The 21,595-nt window shown below is 64.6% G+C and carries 6 protein-coding genes; 4 read left to right on the forward strand and 2 right to left on the reverse strand.

Features of this window, described 5'->3' with window-relative positions:
- Positions 1–202 precede the first annotated feature (202 nt).
- Entirely contained in the window at positions 203–748 is a 546-nt protein-coding gene (locus PVA39_RS19570) for a DUF4124 domain-containing protein (protein ID WP_274125458.1), read from the forward strand.
- Here the strand turns inward: PVA39_RS19570 and PVA39_RS19575 are convergent.
- A complete protein-coding gene (locus PVA39_RS19575; protein ID WP_274125459.1) occupies positions 745–2,733 on the reverse strand; it encodes a sensor histidine kinase in 1,989 nt (662 codons plus the stop codon). The two genes, PVA39_RS19570 and PVA39_RS19575, sit on opposite strands and share 4 nt — an antisense overlap.
- A 160-nt stretch (positions 2,734–2,893) precedes the next feature.
- Here PVA39_RS19575 and PVA39_RS19580 point away from each other — a divergent pair, with 160 nt between their 5' ends.
- Positions 2,894–3,619 (forward strand): response regulator transcription factor, encoded by a 726-nt coding sequence (locus PVA39_RS19580; protein WP_274125460.1) that lies wholly within the window; start codon positions 2,894–2,896, stop codon positions 3,617–3,619.
- Between the two features lie 17 nt (positions 3,620–3,636).
- Here the strand turns inward: PVA39_RS19580 and PVA39_RS19585 are convergent, their stop codons facing one another.
- Positions 3,637–4,320 (reverse strand): response regulator transcription factor, encoded by a 684-nt coding sequence (locus PVA39_RS19585; protein WP_274125461.1) that lies wholly within the window; start codon positions 4,318–4,320, stop codon positions 3,637–3,639.
- Positions 4,321–4,542: 222 nt separating this feature from the next.
- On the opposite strand from PVA39_RS19585, the gene PVA39_RS19590 reads away from it, so the two are divergent.
- Both PVA39_RS19590 and PVA39_RS19595 read left to right on the forward strand, forming a co-directional pair.
- Positions 4,543–5,925, forward strand: coding sequence for a TolC family protein (locus PVA39_RS19590; protein ID WP_093502279.1), 1,383 nt, complete (start codon positions 4,543–4,545; stop codon positions 5,923–5,925).
- Positions 5,926–6,020: 95 nt separating this feature from the next.
- Positions 6,021–21,560 (forward strand): Calx-beta domain-containing protein, encoded by a 15,540-nt coding sequence (locus PVA39_RS19595; protein ID WP_274125462.1) that lies wholly within the window; start codon positions 6,021–6,023, stop codon positions 21,558–21,560.
- The last annotated feature ends 35 nt before the right edge of the window (positions 21,561–21,595 follow it).

A 21,595-nucleotide genomic window follows, 5' to 3' on the forward strand; every position in this document is an offset into this window, starting at 1 on the left:
GTGGCGCAGTCCTTGTGTGAAGCTGAAAGCGGATGCGCATTGTATGCAGTCTTGCCTGTTCCGTTGCGCAACTTTTACAGAGGCCAATATGGCGCGGTTCGCAGATAGGCGAAAGACATTGCGGGTGACTCTTGGCAAAGCCATCGCCCGGCTCTAGATTGCCGGCAGCGCAACCCGCGCTTGGCAAAGGGATTTATTCGCCATGCTCACTCGCCAGATACTTGCGATGCTCCTGCTGTGCAGCCTGTCTGCCCAGGCCTTGAGCCAGGTGTACACCTGGGTGGACGAGAACGGCCAGAAGCATTTCGGCAGCCAGCCACCGGCTGCCCAACAGGCCGAGGCGGTGACGATCAAGCCGGCATACGCCGGTGAAACGCGAGCTGCCAGCCCTGCCGTCCCCGCTCAGGCAGCATCAGCTGAGGCTGTCCCTGCCAAGACGTCGAAGCGCGAAATGTGCCAGAGCGCGATGCGCTGGACTGCCGTCGACCTCAAGAACCTGCACGAGATCGCCGAGAAGCGCAAAAGCGCCGGGCGTATCACCGCAGCCGAATACGCCCAGGCGCAAGACAACTTGGCCGGCGTGGAGCAGAGGATCAGCCTGCAGGACTGCGTCACCAGTTCCGGCGAGGATCAGCAGCGCTACGAGTGCCTGTCAAAAGGTGCTGGCGTACTGGTGTGTTCCGGGTTGATGGCGGCAGCCATGGAGGAGGCCGAGCACGGGGCCAAGAAGCGGGCCGCGAAGCCTTAGGCTGCCACGGGCAGGCTAAGGCGGAAGCGGATGGGAGCGCTGTCGCCGCGGCTGTCCAGATAGATCTCGCCATCATGTAATTCGGCGATGCGCTTGACCAGGTGCAAGCCCAGGCCAGCACCTGGGTGCTGCTGTGCCTGGCTGCCACGAAAGTATTTCTGGAATAGCTGCTCGGCCTGGTCGGCAGGAATCGCCGGCCCCTCGTTGACCACCTGAATATCGAGAAAACCCGCGTTGTCATCGAGTATCAGCTGCACGGTGGAGCCTTCCGGCGCGTGACGGTCGGCATTAGCCAGCAGGTTGCGCACGGCGATTTTCAGCAGGCCGTCGTCACAGCGCAACGTTTGTACGCGGCTGAGGTTGCTGACGCTGAAGCGCTCACTCGGCAGATCGCTGGTGATACGTTCGAGCAAGGGTTCCAGGGCGTGCTCGGCACGCCGTGCGATAGCGGCAGTGCCTTCCACTCGGTCGTTATTCAGGTAGTCGTCCACCAGCGAGAGCAGTCGTGTCGATGCGTCGCGAATGTTCTGGCAGCGTTGCTCGTTGCGCTCGGGTGATGCCGATAGGTTGCGGGCGATCTGTTGCGCCGAGGTACCGATGATGGCCAGCGGCGTACGGAATTCGTGGGATACCATGGCCACGAACTCGCGTTGCTCCTCCCGCATGCGCTGCTCCTGCAACAGCGCCTCGCGCAGCTCGGCCTCGAGCAGGGTCCGCTGGCTGATCTCCTCACGCAGCTCCAGGGTGCGTTCGGTGATCTGCTGCTCCAGGCGGACATTGTGACTTTGCAGCAGCTCCTTGAAATCGGCCTGGGCCAGGCGCTTTTCATCTTCCAGCTGCCGGTAGTGATGGATGATGCGCATGCTCATCAAAACCATGTGCAACAGGGTGCCGATAGCCAACGAGTTGTCGGTAATGAACGAGGCTGGTACCAGCCCGAGGTTGCGCAGGAAGGCCATCAGGACCCCGGCGTAATAGACGCCGAACACCAGCAGGAAGAAGCGCGCAGGGCGATGCCCTCTGAGCAGCAGCACCATGGCCATGGCTACAAGAATCACGATGGTCAGCAGTGAGCTGGTTTGTACCAGTGGTGCGCCAAATTGGTAGTGACCCGCCAGGATCGCGCCCGCGCCAAGCGTAGCGATCAGCAGGCTGATTCCTTTGAGCACCTTTCGGAAGTGGCCGAAGCCGGTTACCCGCAACTGCCGGAGGGCGAATATCAGCCCGATCGGCAGGCTCGCCGCCAGGCCACAGCCCAGCAGGCGATCGCTGATCGCCACGGGTATGTCGGTCAGCTGTTGCACTAGACCACTGCTGAGGCTTTCGATGAGTAAGCAACAACTGACGAACAACAGGTACCAGCCGCTTTCCGGTGCCGCGGTCATGCGCCAGAACAGTAGGTGAAAGATGATCAGGGCCAGATAGACGCCGAAATAAAGGCCGTAGGCCAGATATTCGACGCGCGATCGCTCGCTGAATATCGTTTCGGGCATCAGGTTGACACTGACCGACATGGCGTTCTTGGATATCAGGCGCAAAAGCAGCACCTGTGTCTGATCAGCTTCAAGCACCAGCGGAAAAGCCGGTGCGCGATATTTCATCGGCCATAACGGGCGCTCAAGCTCTTCGCCGCTGCGCAGGCGATAGAGCTCACCATCGTGCTTGAGGCTGTAAAGCTGCACGTCATCGAGCAGTGCGTTACTGAGCTTGAGCACCCAGGTGGGCGGTGTCGCTTGCCCAGCCCTGACTTGCAGCCGCAGCCAGATCACGTCGTGGGTGAAGCCGGCGTTGAGTGCCCCCGGTATGGGCCGCCAGGCATTGGAGGCCAGCGCCGCCTGGGCATCCAGGTTGCCATGGGGGTCGTCCAGCCGTTCGAGAAACCCATTGGTGCCCTGAGCGCGGGCGTCCAGTTGCACGGTGTCGGCCCAGGCCAGGCAGGGCCAGATGAAGTACAGCATCATCAGGTAGCGAAGTGGACGAATCATCGGTCAGGTCTGCGAATTCCAAGGCAATGCAGGGGATTCTAACCGGCTGTCGGGCAGCGTCGACGCTGGCGCTCAGATTCGCTCGGTTTACTTTCGAAAGCTTCGCGTATGGTGGCGCCGAATTGGCCGGGGCCCCTGGTCAGACCAGGAGTGCAGGCGCGTGGAGTGTTGCGAGAGTGCGCAGGTTGCAGCGCCGCAGACCAGACTGCTGGCGGTCGAGGCACTGGAGGGCAGCCTACAAGGCGTCATCCTGCGTTTGCAGTCGCGCCTGTGCGAGTTGCAGGTCGGGACCTGCGACAGCCTTCAGGATCTGGACGTCGTCATGCTCGCGCCACACATCGTGCTGCTGGAGGTTGGCGAACCGGGAGCCAGCGAGCTGGCCATGGCCGAACGCATGCAGCGCCTGTGGCCGGATATCGGGTTGATTCTGCTGATCGAACGAACGCGCCTCGATCAGCGTTTGCGCGGTTATGCCTTAGGGGCTGACCACTGTCTGGATCATCCGTGTGCCGAAGAAGAGCTGCTGGTTGTCATTGAGGCGCTGATGCGGCGCCTATCGATGCAGAACACCTCGGCGGGCGATTGCTGGGTCGTCGATGCACAGGCGCAGCGTCTGCATCTACCTGATGGTCGGGTTCTGGCACTGAGCCGGAATGAATGCCGGGTACTGCAATGCCTGGAGCGCGCGCCCCAGCAAACCGCGAGCCGACAGCTGCTGGCGGAGTGCCTGGGGGCCAACTACATGACGTATGACGAGCGGCGACTGGAGGCCATCGTCAGCCGCCTGCGGCGCAAGATCGCCGGTTTCGCCGGGCGCGAGGCCCCCATCCGGGCATTACGCAACAAGGGCTACCTGTTCACCGGGAACCTGCTGGCATGCCGGTGACCAACGCGCACGGCGGCTCAGGACTGGATCTGCACCCGCTCGTAGAAGCAGTACCCGCTGTTGCGCAGGGTCTTGAGCGGCAGCTCCACACCGGTGGCCAGCTCGACGTTGCGGCGCAGGCGGCGAATCTGGGTGTCCAGGCGCCGCTGATCATAGGTCAGGTAGTCCTCGTCGAGAGCCTTGACAATATCGCGTCGCGATACGGTGCCGCCTGCGTTGCGCATCAGACAGTGCAACACCAGGGCGTCCTGATGGGACAGGCGAACACCCTGCTGGTTGGGCGCGCGCAGCTCCCGCGGGGCCATGTCCAGGCGCCAGGGCAAGGCTTCGCGTTGCAGGCCGAGGCGGCGACGCAGGGCGTCGAGTACCGCGGCGAGTTCCACCAGGTCGCAGCCTTTGGGCAGGTAGTGGTCGGCCCCCTGGCGCAGGCCGATGACGCGATGTTCGGTGGTGCCACGAGCCGTGAAAGCGACGATTCCCAGTTTGCTGCCGGCGTCGCGCAGTTGGCTGATGAGGTCCAGGCCATCACCGTCCGGCAGGCCGAGATCGATAACGGCGAGCTGGTGACGACGTTCGTCGTAGGCGCTGGCAAAGGCCGCAAGGCTGTTGGTGGTGGTAATGCGGTAACCGCATTCGCTGAGGAATTCTCCAAGCTCTTCGGCGAGCACCGGTTCGTCTTCGAGCAGGATGAGGTCGATCATGGCTATCGATTCGAACGGATTTACAAAAAACGGGGCGTGCCAGCCCGATCCTCGGGTGACATTTTCCTGACAAGCCTAGCGAAAGCTAACCGATAAGCCAAAAAAAAGGCGGCCCGTTGGTAGGAATGTCAGCTTTTGTCAGTTTCGAAGAGTGGCACAAAGCTAGTATGAAGAAAGGTCGGTTTAACGCCCGGCCATTATGTTTACCAGGATGGGTGCCCCATGTTGCCACGAATCAAACCAGCCTTCCGGGCGCGCCGAGAGCTGCTCGCCGCCTGTCTCGTCGCCTGCTCGGCCAGCGCTTCGGCTGACCAAGGCTTCGCCGCCAACCTTGATCGCATTCTGCGTGAGCACCAACTGGTGCGCATGGTAGACGCGGACACCGAGACTGCCCGCGAGCAGGTCGACGTCGAGAAGGCTGCCTACTACCCCAAGCTGACCGTGAATGCAGGTGCGGGGCGCCGCAACACCCAGCGTGAAGAGGGCACCGACGGTCGTTATGACCCGGTCGATGCCAGCGTGGGGATCAACCAGCTGATCACCGACTTCGGTGCCACTTCGTCGCGTGTTCAGGCCGCCAAGGTGGTACTGAGCAAGGAAGAGGCCGAGCGTGAGCTGCAGATCCAGAACCTGATCCTGGCCGCCATCGAGGCCCAGCTGCAGGTGATCCAGGCCGAGCGTACCCAGTCGTACGCGCGTCAGTCAGAGCAGAACATCAAGCAGCAGACCTCCCTGGAGGATGCACGCATGGAGGCCGGGCGTGGCTACGCCACCGACGTGCTGCAGGCCAAGTCACAACTGGCTGGCGCCGAGGCCCGTCGGGTAATGGCCGACAACCGCATGCGCGAATCGCTGAACCGCTATCGGGTGATCTTCGGTGAAGCGCCGATCACCCCTGAGCGCCTCGATGCGCTGGCCATCCCCCGTGACCGTCTGCCGAGCTCGGAAGAGGCCATCGTGGAGAGCGTACGCCAGCAGAACCCCGACCTGCTGGCGGCGATCAAGCGCGCCGACGTCACCCTGGCCGAGCGCGATGCCGCTCGCAATCGCGAGTTGATGCCTCGGCTGTCGTTCCGGTTGAGCCAGGAGCACTATCAGGACTATGACGACACCCCCGGCTACCGCAACGACACCAAGGCCATGGTCAATTTCGATTGGCAGTTCGACCTGGGCATGCGTGCCAACTACGTGACCCGCGCCGCCGACCAGGCTATCGCCAGTGCCCAGGAAAAGGCCGACTACGTACGCATCCAGGCCATGGAAGAAGCGCGTAACGCCTGGGCTTCGTGGCAAACCTCCCGGGAGCGGGCTGAGCATCTGCGCAACCAGGTGAACATCGCCGAGAACTTCCTGAGCCTGGCGCGCAAGGAGCGCGAAATGGGGCGTCGCTCGCTGCTCGACATCCTCAATGGCGAGGTCGGCCTGATCAATGCGCAAAGCGACGCCACGGCTGCCGGCATCGACGAAATCATCGCCGCCTATCGCCTGCTGCGCGCCTCTGGCCAGTTGAACCTGGGCATCTTCCGGCAGCCGGGAATCATCGTGCCGGCTGATCGTGCGCTGCCTGTCGCCGCGCTCGAAAGCGGCGCCCCGGGCAAGCCTTGAGTCACCGCACACCGTAAATCGTTGCAACGCGCGCACCTGGATCGGGTGCGTTGGCGCTTCCACAGGATTGGCTGTAAACAGCAGGAGTAGCCGAAATGGCTGAATTGACGAGCGCACAGATCGACACCCTGGTTCGTGCCGTACAGGTGGTGACGAATTTCCTCAACGGGCGTGCGCCCGAGGGCATCGACTCGCTCGAGCAGGCGCTGGCCAGCATGAGCCAGATGCTGCGTGCGGCCGGTATCGCTCCGCAGCTGGCCGAGAGCCTGCGCCAGTCGGTTGCCGAGCAGGCGCGCGTTGCGGCCGACCAGCCGCAAGCGATCGAGGCCTCCTCCTGGCTACAGAACTGGATGGCGGATTTGGACATCCAGACCCAGCCCGTCGATGCGCGCAGCAACGAAGTGATGACTGACCCGCTGCCTTCGCTGGTCGCGCCCGTCAGCGCCGCGCCAATCACGGCGCCGGCGCCGTTCGCCAGCACCTACCGCCCGGAAGTCACGGGGTTGTTCGGCCAGGACATCGCACGAGACCAGACTCCCGCCGCCTATCAGCCGGAGCGCACCCAACTGACCGGTGATCAGACCGGTAGCGGCATGTTGCCGGCCGGTGCTCCGCCGGAGCTGGCCATGCTCAATCTCGATGGCTTCGGTCCCGGCTTGTTGGGGGGCGTTACCCCTGGCATCGGCAATGGCACTGCAGGCCAGGGCACGGGCGGCGTGGCCGGTGGTGGGCTGGGCATCTTCCCGACCTTCCGTGACGACAGCGGCCTGGGCAGCAGCCTGACGGCCGGAACCGACCGTAGCCAGCCGCTCGACAGCACGCCCGTACAGAACACCGCGCCAACGGGTAGCAGCCAATCTGCATCGGTCATCGCCGTACAGGGCACAGCTGCCGTGCTCGAAGGCGACACTGGCGACACCATGACCCTGGTGTTTACCGTGACCCGTAGCGGCGGCGTTGGCGCTGCCCAGGTGCAGTGGGCGCTCAGTGGCCTGGATGCGGCACTGTTCGGTGGCGCGCTGCCCAGCGGCGCAATCGCGTTTGCCCAAGGGCAGACCCAGCAACAGATTCGCATCGAGGTGCCAGGCGACTATCTGGCCCAGGGCGACCGCACGGCCGTGGTGTCCTTGAGCAGCCCGAGTGCCGGCAGCCAGCTTGGCCAGTCCAGCGCTTCGGTACAGATTCTCGACAACGACGCCACCGTCAGCATCCAGGCTACCCGCTTGCAGGTGTTGGAGGGTGATGAGGGCGAGCAGCAGCTACTGACCTTCGTGGTCACGCGCAGCAACGGTCGCGCAGAGGCGACCCTCGACTGGGCCGCCAGCGGCCTGGACGAAGCGGACATCGGCGGCCCGCTGCCTTCCGGCACCCTGACCTTCGGCATTGGCGAGGTCAGCAAGACCATCAGCATCCCGTTGCTTGGCGATCGTGTGGTCGAGCCCAACGAGGTGCTGCAGGTCAGCCTGAGCAACCCCAGCAGCAACCTGACCATCGTCACCGCTGACGCCACCACCACGGTGCTCAACGATGACGGTCTGGTATCGATTCGCGCCAACCAGTCGCAGGTCGTCGAAGGCGACACCGGCACCACCACGACCATCAGCTTCACCGTTACCCGTACCGATTCGCTGAGCAGCGGTTCGGTGCGCTGGTCGGTCAGCGGCGTCGATGCCGAGGATCTCGTCGAGGGCATCGACGGTGGCTTGCTGCACTTCGCGGCCGGCGAGACCAGCCGCGACATCGTCCTTACCGTGCGCGGCGATCGCGAGGTCGAAGACGACAAGACCCTGACCGTCAACCTGCAGAGCGAGCAGAGCAACCTGCGCGTTTCCGGCGGCAGTGCCAGCACGGTGATCGTCAACGACGACACCGGCGTGAGCCTGCGCGGCGTGACCATGGACGTGATGGAAGGCGGCCAAGGCCAGCAGACCGCGATCACCTTTATGGTGACCCGTTCCGAGCTACTGGATCAGAGCCTGACCATCGACTGGCGCTTCGTGCGCGTCGGCACCCATGCTGCCGATGCCAATGACTTCATCGCCGGTCAGAACCTGCTCAACCTGGCCGATGGCATGCCCAGCGGCAATGTCACCTTTGCGGCCAACGAAACGCAGAAGCTGGTCACCGTGTGGGTCAAGGGTGACAATCTGGCGGAGATGGACGAGACCTTCGGCATCGTACTCAGCAACCCGCCGGCTGGTGTACAGATCATCAACGGCGAAGCCTACGGCACCATCCGCACCGACGAGTCGGTATACAGCATCGAAGCCCTTACGCCGTCGACCGTCGAAGGCAACGGCACGGGCGGCGTGCAGGCTTTCGTCGTCAGCCGTACCGGCAACATCAGCAATGCCGGGCAGATCGGCTACCAGATCGCCGGCTACGGCGAGTTGCCGGCTGACATCAACGACTTCGCTGCCGGCCAGGCCATGAATGGCACCGTGCAGTTCGCCGCGGGCGAGAGCAGCAAGGTCATCTACGTGCGCCTGAACGGTGACACCCAGATCGAGGGCGCCGAGAGCTACACCGTGTCGCTGCAGGCTCAGGATGCCAACAGCCAGATCGACGTAGGTGCGGCTTTGGCCACGATCGATTCGGACGACCAGGCCGTTTCCATCGTCGCGCGCAATGCCAATGTGCGTGAGGGCACTACCGGCACCACGCCGCTGGAATTCGTGGTTACCCGCAGCGGTGAACTGTCGCTCTCCGGTACGGTGCAGTGGCGTGTGCAGGGCTTTGGCAACAACCCGGTGGATGCAGCCGATTTCGGCGGCACCTGGCCGTCCGGCACGGTGCAATTCGCCCCAGGCCAGAGCAGTGCGGTGATTCGTTTCAGCGCCACTCCGGACAGCCAGTTCGAGCCCACCGAAGGGCTGCAGGTGGTGATCAGCAGCACCACCCCCGGCATGACAGTGATCCAGGATCGCGTCAACGGCAGCCTGATCAATGACGATGCGCGCCTGAGTCTCGATGGCAGCGGGCTGGTAGCGGCCGAAGGCAACAGCGACATGCCGCGCTCGCTCAATTTCACCGTCCAGCGCCAGGGCGACCTGACCCAGAGTGTCAGCGTCGACTGGCGCCTGGTGTTCGGCAACGGCGCCAATTCCGCCAATGCGGCCGATTTTCTCAACGGCACGGCCTTCAACGGCACCCTTGAATTCGGTCGTGGTGTGCAGAGCCTGGTCGTGACTCTGCCCCTGTCGCCGGACAACCTGGTAGAGCTGGATGAAAGCTTCCAAGTGGTGCTCAGCAATCCGAGCCCCGGCGCGGAAATTTCCGTCGGATCGGCCAATGGCCTGATTCGCAACGACGACGTGGTGTTCAACCTGTTGTCCCAGGCCAATAGCCTGGAAGGCAGCGGCGGCGGCCACGAACTGCGTTATGTGGTCGAGCGCAGCGGCGACCTGAGCGGCAGCGACACCATCACCTGGAGCCTGGCGCCCGGCGCCACCAACGGCGTAAGCGGTAGCGACTTCGTCGGTGGCATCCTGCCGAGCGGCACCCTGGTATTTGCCGCCGGTGTCGATCGCATGGAGATCGTCCTGCCCATCGCCACCGACTCGCAGCTCGAGCCCGACGAGAGCTTCGTGATCAGCCTCGGTACCCCGGGCCCGGGTGCTACGGTAGGCAATGGCAGCGTCAACGGCATGCTGCTCAATGACGACCAGCAGTTCGCCATCCAGGCGCAGACCGCCAGCGTTGCCGAGGGCGGCGACGGCCAGATTGCACAACTGAATTTCCTGGTCAACCGCACCGGCTACCTGAACGGCAGCGGCAGCGTGGCCTGGCGCGTGGTCGGCGAGGGCGGCAACCCGGTGGACGGCGCCGATTTCGTCGGTGGCGTGCTGCCGACCGGCGTACTCAACTTCACCAGCGGCCAGACCAGCCAGACCATCAGCCTGCAGGTGGCGGGCGACTATCGCCTGGAGGCCAGCGAAGGCCTGCGGGTCGAACTCTATGACCCGTCCACGGGCGCCAGCCTGGGCAATACCTCGGCCACCGCGACCATTACCAACGATGACACCGGCTTGGCCATCGCTACCACCCGCAGCGGCCTGCTCGAGGGCGATGGTGGCAGCGTCATCCATGAATTCACCGTGACCCGCTCTGGCGTCACCACGGGCACCACTAGCGTTGGCTGGAGCCTGTCCGGCCAGGTCGATGCGGCGGACTTCGTTGGCAGCGTGCTGCCGTCCGGTACCGTCACTTTCGGCCCAGGCGAGACCAGCAAGGTCATCCAGATCGCCGTGCGCGGCGACCGCGACGTGGAGGGCGACGAGTCCTTCACCGTGACCCTCGGTAACGCCAGCGGTCATGCCGACATCGTGGTCGGTGAAGCCCATGGCAGTATCGTTTCCGATGACGTTGGCATCAGTATCCAGGCCGAGCAAGCCGCGGTGGATGAGGGCGCTGCTGGCGAAACCCAGGTGCTGCGCTTCACCGTGACCCGTAGCGGCGACCTGTCCGGCCCGGTCAGCGTGACCTGGGCCGCCAGCGGCCTGCAGGCCGATGACTTCGTTCTCGGCACTGCACTCAACGGCCTGGTGGAATTCGCCGCCGGCGAAACCAGCAAGGTGATCGAGCTGACACTGGCCGGTGATGCCGTGCTGGAAAGCGACGAAACCCTGACGCTGACGCTGGGCAATCCGCTTTCCAACCCGGCCCATGGCCAGACCCAACTGCTCACCGACACCGCCAGCACCCTGGTGCGCAACGACGACCAAGCGCTTTCCATCGGTGCCGACCAGGCCAGCGCCACTGAGGGCGATGCCGGTCAGGAGCGCAGCTTCACCTTTACCGTGACCCGCAGCGGCGATCTGCGTGCCACCAGCGTCGACTGGAAAGTCGCGGTCGGGCAGGGCGTCGATGCCGCCAGCCTGGCCGACTTCGTTACCGGTCAGGATGCACTCGGCGGCAACGCCGGTCTGCCGTCCGGCACCGTGACCTTTGCCGAAGGCCAGGCCAGCGTGCAGATCACCGTGCGCGTGGCGGGTGATGGCCATATCGAGCTGGACGAAACCTTTGCCGTCGAACTACAGGCCCGCGATGGCAACACCGAACTGACGGTGGCCAGTGCCGAGACCCGTATCGACAATGACGACATGGGCTTCTCCATCACCCCACTGGCCGCCGACAAGGCCGAAGGCCACAGCGGCACCACCGCATTCACCTTTACCGTGACCCGCGCCGGTGATCTCGGCTCGGCAGCCCTGGTGGACTGGTCTTTGTCCGGCATCGCCAATGCCGCGGACTTCGCTGCCAGCAGCGGTACCCTGAGCTTCGCCGCCGGAGAGGCGAGCAAGACCCTGACCATTCAGGTCAACGGCGACCTGCAGGTCGAAGCCGACGAAGCCTTCACCGTGACCCTGAACAATGCCCGCCTGGAAGACGGTACGCCGCAGGCGGTGGTCGATGGGACGGCCGCTGGAGTGATCCGCAACGATGATCAGGGCTTCTCGGTTAATGCCCAGCAGGCCAGCATCAGTGAGGGCAACAGCGGCAGCAAGACGGTGATCTATAGCATCGTACGCAGTGGCGACCTCACCGGCAGCGCCACGGTCGACTATCAGGTTACCGGCAGCAACGGTGGCGACGCGGCCGACACTCTCGGTGGTCTGCCGACCGGCAGCCTGACGTTCGCTCCTGGCCAGTCCGAGCTGACCGTCAGCTTCACCTTGCGTGGCGACACCCGCGTGGAGGCCGACGAAGCCTTCACCCTGACCCTCAGCAACCCCAGCGCCGGGATGCTGGTCAAGGCCAGTGACAGCACGCTGGTCACCAACGATGACACCAACTTCAGCATCAGCGCCCCGGCGGCGCAGAACGAAGGCGCCTCGGGCGATGTCAGCGAATTCACCTTCACCGTTACGCGCAGCGGCGTGACCACCGGTACAGGCTCTGTGCAGTGGCGCCTGGATCCGGCCACCGGCATCAATGCCAGCGACTTCCAGGGTAGCCAGGACGCCCTTGGCAGCAACGCCGGGCTGCCCAGTGGCACCGTCAACTTCGCTGCCGGGCAGACCAGCCAGACCATCACCATTCGCGTGCGCGGTGACAACACCGTGGAGAGCAGCGAGTCCCTGCAGGTGTCACTGTTCACTCCGGTTGGCGGCACCATCGAGGCGGGCGAGGGCACGGCCAGCACCCAGGTACTCAATGACGACGCCAGTTTCAGCATCGCCGCCAACGCCACGACTCAGGCTGAGGGCAACACCGGCGAGCGCGACGTGTCCTTTACCGTCACCCGCAGCGGTTCGCTCAGCGGCGCCCGGGACATGACCTGGACGCTGAGCGGTGGCTTGAACGCCAGCGATCTCGGTGCGGGCCAGACGTCCAGCGGGACGCTCAGCTTCGCCGATGGCCAGAGTACCGCCACCGTGGTGATTCGCGTGCGTGGCGACTCCAACGTGGAGGGCGACGAGGCCGTTACCGTGACGCTTTCCAACCCGTCGGCGAATGCCAGCATTGGTACCGCCAGTGCCACCACGACGCTGACCAACGACGATGCGTCGCTGAGCATCAGCGCGTTTTCGGCAGACAAGGGTGAGGGCAACAGCGGCTACGTCGAATTCACCTTTACCGTGACCCGCGCCGGCTATACCAGCCAGGTCAGCACGGTCGACTGGCGTGTCGACCCCAGCGTCGCCAACTCGGTGAACGCTGCCGACTTCTTTGGCAGCCAGGCCGCTGGTGTGTTGCGCGATGTCGACGGCATCCCGTACGGCAGCGTGACCTTCGCCGCCGGCGAAACCAGCAAGACCATCACCCTGCGCGTGGCGGGCGACAGCCAGCTCGAAGGCAACGAAACGCTGCGGGTGCTGCTGGAAAACGCCTCGCCGGGCAACGAGATCGCCACGGCCAGTGCCGATGGCGTGGTGCGCAACGACGATGCCGAGCTGAACATCACCGCTGGTACTACCAGCAGCAGTGAAGGGGATGCAGGCAACAGCGGCCCATCATTCACCTACACCGTGACTCGCACCGGCAATCTGGACCAGACCAGTACCGTCAACTGGGCCGTGCAGCATGTCGATACCAACAGCCTGGACTTCAGCTCCTTCATCACGCCAAACGGCACGCTTACCTTCAACCCGGGCGAGAGCAGCAAGACGGTTACCGTGCGCGCCTATGGCGACAGCGGTGTGGGCAGCGTCGAGGGTGACGAGCGCTTCAACCTCGTGTTGAGCGGCGCCAGCAGCGGCACCTCGGTCGGCAGCAATGGCAGCTACCAGAGCACTATCATCAACGACGATACTCTGGTCACCATCGAGTGGGCGCAGGCCCGTCAGGCCGAGAAGATTGACGGCGAGACCACCACCTACACCATCACCCTGACCCGCAGTGGCGATACGGCCAAGGCTTCTAGCTTGAGCTGGAACCTCAGTGGCCAGGATGTCTATGACTACGGCAACGGGCGTTGGGAGTATTCGGCCGACGGTGCCGACTTCGTCGGCGGCACCTTGCCCTCGGGTACGGTCAACTTCGCCAATGGCGAGACCAGCAAGACCATCACCATCAGCGTGCGTGGCGACAACATCGTCGAGGACGACCAGTGGTTCAAGGTGCAGTTCACCAATACCGGCGGTATCGATGAGCTGCGCGCCCCGCAGACCGGCAGCCAGAACATCTACACCTCCGATACCACGCTGCAGAATGGTACCAGCGCGTCCACCGTCTACCTGTTCGGCGAAATCCAGCGCGACGAAGCCGAGTTCTACATCCAGGACACGCCCACCACCGGGCGCAATCGTTTCGAGGGCGATACCGTTGCCGATGGCGGCAGTGCGGCCGACGGCTATATCGAGCACACCTTCGCCGTCTATCGCACCATTTCCACCGCCGGCCCGGCGTGGGTCGACTGGGCGGTGCAAACGGGCGTCAGCGGTTATACCGCGATGGACACCGATGATTTCGCGCCGGGTGAAGCGCTGTCCGGTCGCCTGTCCTTCGCCGATGGGCAATCGGTTGGCTATGTAACCATCCGCACCCGTGTGGACGATGTGGGTGAGTACGACGAGGCCTTCCGCCTGTACCTCAACCAGGCCAGCCCGGGCAGCAGCATTCAGCCTGGTTCCACGGCAAGCCCACCCGGTGGCGCCAACAACTATACGGTGGTGAAGAACGACGACACGCGCTTCGACGTCAGCAGCGAGCATGTTGCCGAAGGCACCGACCTGGTTTTTACCATCACCCGTGCCGGCGACCAGCGCGGCAGTGATTCTGTGGACTGGAAGATCGTCCTCGACGGTTCGGAAAGCGGCAACGAATCCAACAACGTCCGCAGCGACTGGTACAAGCTCGATCCGGCCGACCTGGACATGAGTGCGATCCTGGCCAATAACCCCGGCCTGTCGTGGGATGCCGCCACGCGCACGCTCAGCGGCAGCTTTACCTTCCTCGATGGCGAGCTGACCAAGACCGTCACCCTCTATACCGTCAACGACACGCTGACCGAGACCTGGCGTGAAGAAGTGAAGATGGAGTTGAGCAACCCGCAGAATCTCGATGGCGACATCGAGACGCCGACGCTCGGCTACAACCAGGGTGGCTGGGTGCTGAACGACGAGCCGGCTGCACTGCTCGGCGTGACCCGCAGCGCCAGCGAGGTGTTCGAAGGCAACACCGGCACGACCAGCGTCACCTTCACCATTTCCCGTACCGCTCAGCCGGGCGGCAGTGTGGACTACGCCAGCAGCGTGGCCTGGCAGATCGTCGGCAACAACATCAACTCGGGCGGCAATGGTGGGGCGCAGGTCAGCAACTACGGTGGCAATGCCGCCGCGGTGACTTCGCCATACTCCAACACCACCTATGGCGTGGTGAACTTCGCCGCCGGCGAGACCAGTAAGCAGGTCACGGTGACCTTCCCGGGCGATACCGTGATCGAGCCGGACACGTTGCTGAACTTCTCGCTGATCTCGCCGAACGACGCTTACAACCATCCGTTCATCAGTTCGCAGTATCGTGACGAGTACGGCCCGACCGGCCTCGACCCGGCGCAGAGCAGCACCAGCGCCACGCTCAAGAACGACGACATTCGCCTGTGGGTGGGCGGCTGGGGCAACACCAACCCCGTCGCCAGTGGTTACGAGGGGCAACCGCTGAACTTCAATATCGTGCGCAGCGGGCGCATGGATAACGCGCTGACCATCGGTTACACCCTGACCAACGGCACGACCAGCAACGCCGATTTCGTCAGCCTGAGCGGCACCTTCGCCTTGCCTGCCGGGACGTCCAGCTACAACGTCTCGCTGCTCGACCTGCTCAAGGCCGATGGCATCATCGAGAACACCGAGGGGTTCACTCTTACTCTCAATGCGCCGGCCGACACCACCGGCTCCACCGTGCGTTTTGGCAGCGATGGTTGGAGCGCCAGCAACGCCACCAGCATGAACGTCACCGGCACGCTGCTGGAAAGCGATACGCGTTACACCGCCACGCCAAGCACGGCCAGCCAGAGCGAAGCTGATAGTGGCCAGAGCACCACCTACTCGCTGACGGTCAACCGCACCGGCTACACCGGCTATGGTTCGGTGAAATGGCGTGTGGAAGGTGTTGGCGCGAATCCGGCCGATGCCGCGGACTTTGGTGGCAGCTTGCCCAGCGGTACCTTGACCTTCGCCGACAGCGTTATGACCGGCAACATCAACATCGTCGTGCGCGGCGATGGCCAGGTGGAGAACAACGAAGGCTTCCGCGTGGTGTTCTACGAGGAGACGCTCAACAGCGCCGGCATCGCCAACCGACCAGTCAGTGGCCAGAACAGCCCAGACCTGACCATCGTCAACGATGACACCGGCATTAGCATCGCCGATGCCTCGATCACCGAAACCGATGCCAACCAGACCCTGACCTTCACCGTCACCCGTTCGGGCGTCATCAGCGGCACCTCCAGCATGAACTGGTCGCTGCTACACGACACCACCAGCGCCGCTGACTTCAGCGGCGCCACAAGCGGCGTGGTGAACTTCGCCGCCAACCAGACCACGGCGCAGATCACCGTGACCGTGGTCGGCGATGTCACGCCGGAGCAGGTGGAGAACTTCCGCATTGCCCTGAGCAACTTGAGCAGCGATATCAGCGACCCGATCCGCACCACCGCCAACGGCACCATCCGCAACGATGACGCGAGCTTCTCCATCGCACCGTTGCAGGGTGCCAGTAGCGAAGGCCAGGCGCAGACCTTCGTCATCACCCGCAGCCACAGCACCGAGCAGAACCAGACCATCAACTGGCAGGTGCTGTTCAACGGCACGGCCAACAACGCCGACCTCAGCGGGCCGCTGTCGGGCTCGGTGACCTTTGCGCCGGGCGAACTGACCAAGACCATCAGCGTGCAGTCCAACCAGGACGCCGTGGCCGAGGCTGACGAAACCTACAGCGTGCAGATCACTCTGGGTTCGGGCACCACAGGCGATACCATCACCCAGGCCACGGCCGAGGGCACCATCCTCAACGATGATGCGGCCTTCAACATCGTGGCTGGGCAGACCGAGCTGGCCGAAGGGCATAGCGGCACCACGGCGTTCACCTTTACCGTGCAGCGCAGCGGCGACACCAGCGGCAGTGCCAGCGTCAACTGGCGCCTGGGTTCGGCTCTGGCTGGCGTGGCCGATTTCGCCACGGCCGATCAGTTGGGCGACAACAGCGGCCTGCCGAGCGGCAGCCTGACGTTCGCCGATGGCGAGTCGAGCAAGACCATCACCGTGCTGGTCAACGGCGATACCCTGGTGGAGGGCGACGAAGCCTTCCAGATCGTGCTGGGCAACCCGGTCGGTGCGCAGATCCAGACTGGCAGTGCCAGCAGCACCATCGTCAATGACGATGCCAGCATCAGCATCACCGCCACCGACGCCAGCAAGGCCGAGGGCAACAGCGGCACCACCGCGTTCACCTTCACCATCACCCGCAGTGGCTCGCTGGACCAGCCGAAAACCGTCGACTGGGCCGTGATCGGCAGTGGCGCGCACCCGGCGGACGGCAGCGACTTCGCCCTGGGCGTGCTGCCGTCCGGCTCGCTGGTGCTGCCGGCGGGGCAAGCCAGCGTCACCCTGACCATCAACGTGCGCGGCGATGTGCTGGCAGAGTACGACGAAGGTTTCAGCGTGGTGCTGAGCAACCCGTCCAGCGGCCTGGTGATCAGCCAGGCCAGCGCCGACGGCCTGATCCGCGCCGACGACGTGGTGATCGACGTCGCCGCACCGGCCACCCAGGCCGAAGGCAATGACGGACAGACCACCTGGTTCGACTTCGTGCTCACCCGCAGCGGCAAGCTGTCGGGCACCGAGACCATCAACTGGAGCGTGGCCGGCATTGGCGCCAATCCGGCCTCGGCGGATGACTTCCTGCAGACCAGCGGCAGCGTGACCTTCACCGCCGGCCAGGAGCAGCTGACCATCCGTGTGCCGGTGCGCGGCGACTACAGCGGCGAGGCCAACGAGGACTTCCGCCTGAGCCTGAACAGCACCGATGGCGTGGTGTTCACCCAGGCCACGGCCGATGCCACTATCGTTAACGACGACGTGTCGCTGACCCTGGTGGCCACCGATGCGCGTCACGTCGAGGACCATGATGGCCTGCAGACCGTCTACACCTTCACTGTCAGCCGCAGTGGTAACCTCGACCTGGCCACCAGCGTGGACTGGAGCCTGCAGGGGCTGGCCGACGCTGCCGACTTCCTTGGTGGCGTGCTGCCCAGCGGCACGCTGAACTTCGCCTCCGGCGAAGCCGGCAGCCAGACCATCAGCATCACCGTCATCGGTGATCGCCTGGTCGAGCCGGACGAAAGCTTCCAGGTGGTGCTCGGCAACGCTTCGGCCGGCTCCGACATCAAGGTCGGCAGCGCCACTGGCACCATCGTCAGCGATGACGTGCACTGGAATATCGGCGTGGCCGCCACACCGGTCGAAGGTGACAATGGCGCCACGGGTTACCAGTTCCTGGTCACTCGCACCGGCAGCGGCCTGGCCACGACCCTGGCCTGGAGTGTGGCCGGCAGCGGCGTCAATCCGGCTTCGGCGGACGATTTCTTCGGCGGCCAGTTGCCGTTCGGCGACCTGACCTTCGCCGAAGGCCAGATGAGCCAGACCATTACCGTCTGGGTCGCCGGTGATAATCAGCTGGAGCCCGACGAAGGCTTCACCGTCAGCCTGCAGGCGCCGAGCGACAGCCTCAGCCATACCTTCGCCAACCAGCAGGTGAGCGCGCTGATTCGCAACGATGACGACGTATTCGCCATCGCCCCGCGCGCCGCCGATAGCGTCGAAGGCACCACGCTGACCTTTACCGTGACCCGTACCGGCAGCACCGAGGGCACTTCCACGGTCAACTGGCGCATCAACCATGGCGACACCGATGTCAGTGACTTCTTTGCCACCAGCGGCACGCTGACCTTCGCCGATGGGCAGAGCGAAATGGTGCTGAGCATTCCGGTGCGCAGTGATCGAGACGTCGAAATCGACGAGCATTTCAGTGTCGAGTTGTACCAGCCGGGCGCTGGCAGCACCGTCGATGCCGGCGCCGGCAGTGCCGCCGGGGTGATTCGCAACGACGACATCGACCTGACCCTGGCCAGTGTCGTCGCGCAGGTTCACGAGGGCGATAACGGCACACCGGGGCGCCTGCATTTCACCGTGACCCGCAGCGGTGATACCAGTGGTCAGACTTCGGTCGATTGGCAGGTGCAAGCCGGCTCGGCCAACGCAGCCGATTTCTCGGGTGGCGTGCTGCCGTCCGGCTCCGTAGTGTTTGCCGCCGGTGAAACCCACAAGGACATCTACATCGATGTGCTCGGCGACGGTTTCGACGAAGGCGACGAGTCGTTCACCCTGCACCTGTCCAACCCGACCGGCAACACCGACATCGTCGGCAACGATCAGGTCGGCACCCTCGTCAACGACGACGACAGCCTGGCCCTGAGCGTGGTGACCCGCGAGTTGGTCGAAGGCGACAGCGGCCTGACCCTGTTCACCTTCCGTATCGACCGTACCGGCAGTGCCGTGGGCACCGCCAGCGTCGACTGGCGTGCGGCCGGCATCGGCGCGCATCCGCTGAGCGACGCCGAGTTCGCCGCGCTTACCGGCACAGTGCAGTTCGCCGACGGCGAGACCAGCAAGACCTTCACCGTCGCCGTGCGCGGCGACGAACTGGGCGAGGAAGACGAGAGCTTCGCCGTGCAGCTGGAAAACCCCAGCTACGGCTCCACCATCACCACCGGCCCGGTCAGCGCCGTGGTGCTCAACGACGACCCCGTGCTGTGGATCAGCGCCGACGCCGCCACGGTGGTGGAGGGCAGCGACGGGCTGCAGACCCCGGTGACCTTCACCGTTACCCGCGGTGGCGACCTGTCCGGCCCGGCCAGCGTGCTCTGGGAGGTGCTGCCGTCAGGCGCCAACCCGGCCAACGCCGAAGACTTCGGCGGTATCTACGTCAGTGGTGTGGTCGCCTTCGGGGTGGGTGAAACCAGCAAGACCATCACCGTGTGGGTGGATGCCGACACCCTCGGCGAGCAGGACGAGACCTTCTCCGTGGTGCTCAGTGACGCCGAAGGCGCCACCATCCTCACCGGCGAGGCGAGCGTCACCATCCTCAACGATGATCGTGGCCTGAGCATCGCCGCCCTGGGTAGCGACCGTCAGCGCGAAGGCGATACTGGTGACATCACCGAATTCGTCTACCGCGTGGAGCGCGTCGGTGACAGCGCCGGCAGCGTCAGCGTCGACTGGTCGCTGCGCGGCAACGGCACCTACCCGGCTAACGCCGGCAGTTTCGACGGCGGTGTACTGCCGTCCGGCTCGCTGGTATTCGCCGATGGCGAAACGCACAAGGACATCGTCATTCGCGTGCGTGGCGACGACGTACTCGGCCCGGATCAGGGCTTCGAGGTGGTGCTCAGCGACCCGCAGGGCATCGACCTGATCAACGACCGTGCCACTGGCACCATCGTCAACGATGACAATCAGTTCGCCATCCGTGTGGTGGACAGCGTGTTGGCCGAAGGCAACGGTGGTGCCACCACGGTGTTCCGCTTCACCGTGACCCGCAGTGGCGATACCGCCTCGAGCGCCAGCATCGACTGGTCGGTGGCCGGCAGTGGTGCCGCTCCGGCGGACGGCAGCGACTTCGTCGGTGGCGTGTTGCCCACCGGCACCCTGCAGTTCGCCGCTGGCGAGACCAGCAAGGTGTTGGAGATCGCCGTCAACGGCGACGACCTGGGCGAATCCGACGAGCAGTTCACCGTACAGCTGTCCAGCAGTGGCGGCGGCAGCAGCGTCAACCCGCTGCAGGGCAGCGCGCGGGCGACCATCCAGAGCGACGACGTCGCCGTGACCGTGCTGGCGCTGGACAACAGTCGTCTGGAAGGCGCTCCGGGTACCACCACGCCGCTGACCTATCGCATTCTGCGCGCCGGGCCCGATGGTGCGGCACTGACCATCGGTTACAGCATCGTCGGGGCGGTGGACGCCAACGATTTCACCATCCCGCTGACCGGCACCATCACCCTGGCAGCCGGTGTGTCGGAGATGATTTTCAACCTGCCGATCCGCGGTGATTCGCTGCGCGAGGGCGACGAGTCGTTCAACCTGACCTTCAGCCACCCGGCCATCGCAGGCGGCGCTACCACGCTGGGCGGCACCATCCGCGACGACGACCTAGGCCTGGCCATCACCGGCCCGGACAGCCTGGTGGAAGGCGACAGTGGCCTGCAGACGGTCACTTACCAGCTGACGCGCAACCCCACGGGCAGCGCCGAAACCTTCTACTGGAGCGTCACCCCGGGTGCGGGGCAGGGCGTGGACGCCGATGACTTCGGTGGCACCCTGCCAGCCGGTAGCGTCACCTTCGCCGCCGGCAGTACCACGGCCAGCTTCAGCTTCCAGGTCAGCGGCGACCGTGCCGTGGAGGCCGACGAGCTGATGTCCATCGTGCTGCGCGCCACGGCCAACAGCCCGTACGTGCTGATCAGCAAGGACGTGGTGCTGCGCAACAACGACCAGGCCGGGGCGGGCGACGACCTGCTCACCGGGACGGCGGGTGCCGACAACCTGTCCGGCCTGGGTGGTAACGACCAACTGTTCGGCGGTGCCGGCAGCGATGTGCTCAATGGCGGCGACGGCGACGATCTGCTGGTCGGTGGCGCAGGGGCCGACGTGCTGAGCGGCGGGGCGGGGGCGGATCGCTTCCACTACAGCTCGCCAGCCGATGGCATGGACGCGATCCTCGACTTCCAGGCCGGGGTCGATCACCTGACCTTCGACCCTACCGCATTCGGGGGCCTGAACAGCCTGACCTCGGTGTCGCAATCCTTCACGGGCGACATCATGGACACCCTGGCGCAGCTGGCCGGGCAGGGCAACGCCGATGTCTATCGCGTCAGCTTCGCGCCCGGGCAGTTCCAGTTCGGTACCGGCAGCAATGGCCACCTGGACGAGCTCGAAGCGGCGATCAGCGGTAATGGGCAACACAACGGTGCTGCCTTCTTCCTGATCTCCAATGGTGATGTCACGCGGCTGTACTACGATGCCGATACCGCCAGCGGTAGCGATGGCAGCGGCCTGGTGGCACTCGCCGAGCTGGCCAACCAGCCCGACGCGCACAGCCTGCCGCAGGACATCATCCAGCCCTACACGGTGTAACCCCTTTCCCTGCGCGGTCGCGCGCAGGGAGCTTT

This window comes from Pseudomonas sp. CNPSo 3701, from assembly GCF_028674975.1.
GTDB classification, from domain to species: Bacteria; Pseudomonadota; Gammaproteobacteria; order Pseudomonadales; family Pseudomonadaceae; genus Aquipseudomonas; species Aquipseudomonas straminea.

Coding starts and splice junctions, on each gene's coding strand:
- PVA39_RS19570 (WP_274125458.1), top strand. CDS start 203: ATGCTCACTCGCCAGATACTTGCGATGCTCCTGCTGTGCAGCCTGTCT.
- PVA39_RS19575 (WP_274125459.1), bottom strand. CDS start 2,733: ATGATTCGTCCACTTCGCTACCTGATGATGCTGTACTTCATCTGGCCC.
- PVA39_RS19585 (WP_274125461.1), bottom strand. CDS start 4,320: ATGATCGACCTCATCCTGCTCGAAGACGAACCGGTGCTCGCCGAAGAG.
- PVA39_RS19590 (WP_093502279.1), top strand. CDS start 4,543: ATGTTGCCACGAATCAAACCAGCCTTCCGGGCGCGCCGAGAGCTGCTC.
- PVA39_RS19595 (WP_274125462.1), top strand. CDS start 6,021: ATGGCTGAATTGACGAGCGCACAGATCGACACCCTGGTTCGTGCCGTA.